At 34.7% G+C, this 1,563-nt stretch carries 1 protein-coding gene and 1 pseudogene; one reads left to right on the plus strand and one right to left on the minus strand.

Annotated features, from left to right (window positions below; all coding sequences use genetic code 11):
• A partial coding sequence (locus tag BPMYX0001_RS27080) for an IS4 family transposase (protein ID WP_033799459.1) occupies positions 1-1,247 on the plus strand: 1,247 nt, incomplete at its 5' end.
• A gap of 148 nt (positions 1,248-1,395) precedes the next feature.
• On the opposite strand, the pseudogene BPMYX0001_RS31715 reads toward BPMYX0001_RS27080, so the two are convergent.
• Positions 1,396-1,563: pseudogene (locus BPMYX0001_RS31715) on the minus strand (IS110 family RNA-guided transposase); the annotation flags it as partial.

A 1,563-nucleotide genomic window follows, 5' to 3' on the forward strand; every position in this document is an offset into this window, starting at 1 on the left:
GTGTATGGTTAAATCAACAAGTCGCTACTACCTCTCTTACTCAACTTTGTAGTCAATTAGAAACTTCAACAGGAGTTTTATTAAGTCCGGAGGGACTTAATCGACGATTTAACTCGGCTTCTGTAGCCTTCTTTCGAACTGTATTTACTACACTTCTACAAGCTAAAATTGGAGGAGTATCTAAGATTTCTCATTCTCTTTCTGCTTATTTTGAGCGGATTCGCATCCTTGATTCTACAACCTTCCAAGTTCCAGATCGATTCGCAGCTACTTATCCTGATGCCGGAGGATATAGTCATAAAGCTGGTGTGAAAATTCAACTAGAGTATGACTTGTTGAGTGGAGAATTTTCTGATGTGGCAATTGAACCCGGAAAACGAAGTGATCAGGCATATAGTGCGACTCGAACAGGCATGGCACAAAAGAATGAACTGTATATTCGTGACTTAGGATATTTTCGTTTACAAGACTTTAAGTCTATTCAAGATAAGCAAGGATATTATTTATCACGTCTTAAGTTACCAACTAAAATATATAGAAAAGAATTCGAAACAGTGGTATTTAAAACAAAACCCGCTCAATTAAGACCGGTATATATACAAATTCATTTGGAAGACATCATGAAACAATTACAACCTGGCCAAGTGTATGAATTACATGATGTATATGTAGGGAGTAAAGACAAACTGCCTACTCGCATTGTGGTTTATAGATGTACCAAGGAGCAAAAACAGAAACGCCTACGCGATCGAGCGATTCGCGAAAAGAAAAAAGGGATTACATATACAGAGCGTACGAAACTTTTACAAGGAATTACGGTATATATGACAAATATTCCTACGGAATGGGTACCAAAAGAGAAAATCTATGATTTATATTCACTACGTTGGCAAATTGAGCTGTTATTTAAAATATGGAAATCTTGGTTTCAAATTCATCGTTGCAAATCTATTAAACAAGAGCGGTTAGAATGTCATCTTTATGGTCAACTCATTAGTATCTTATTATGTTCTTCTACTATGTTTAAAATGAGAGAACTCCCGTTGCGTAAGAAACAGAAAGAGCTAAGTGAATATAAAGCGATGTACATGATTAAGGATTATTTTTTACTGTTTCATCAAGCATTACACAAAAACACCCAAGAGATATCAAAGGTTCTCCTTCGTCTGTTTAACCTCCTACAGCACAACGGACGAAAATCTCATCGATACGAGAAAAAGACAGTCTTTGATATTTCTTACGATTAGTCAATCCTTATTTTTAGATTTTTAATCAATTAAATATCGCAAAGCCTATATCATATATGTTAAATTTAATGCAAACTAAATACCCCTAATATGTATTCGTTTTTTTACTAGGGGGAATAAATATAGTATGATGAATGAGACTATGATTTTAGGCGGTTAACCGATAATCATAGTGTATATTATGTGTAATAAGGTAGAAGAGGAGCTTCAATAACTTATTTACACATGCGATTGACGCAACTTTATGACATTTGTTATAAGGTTGCGTTTTTAATTTATCATAATACTCAACAATGTGGTTCTGTCCGTAACGGCG

Origin of the sequence: Bacillus pseudomycoides DSM 12442 (assembly GCF_000161455.1) — a bacterium.
Classification (GTDB): Bacteria; Bacillota; Bacilli; order Bacillales; family Bacillaceae_G; genus Bacillus_A; species Bacillus_A pseudomycoides.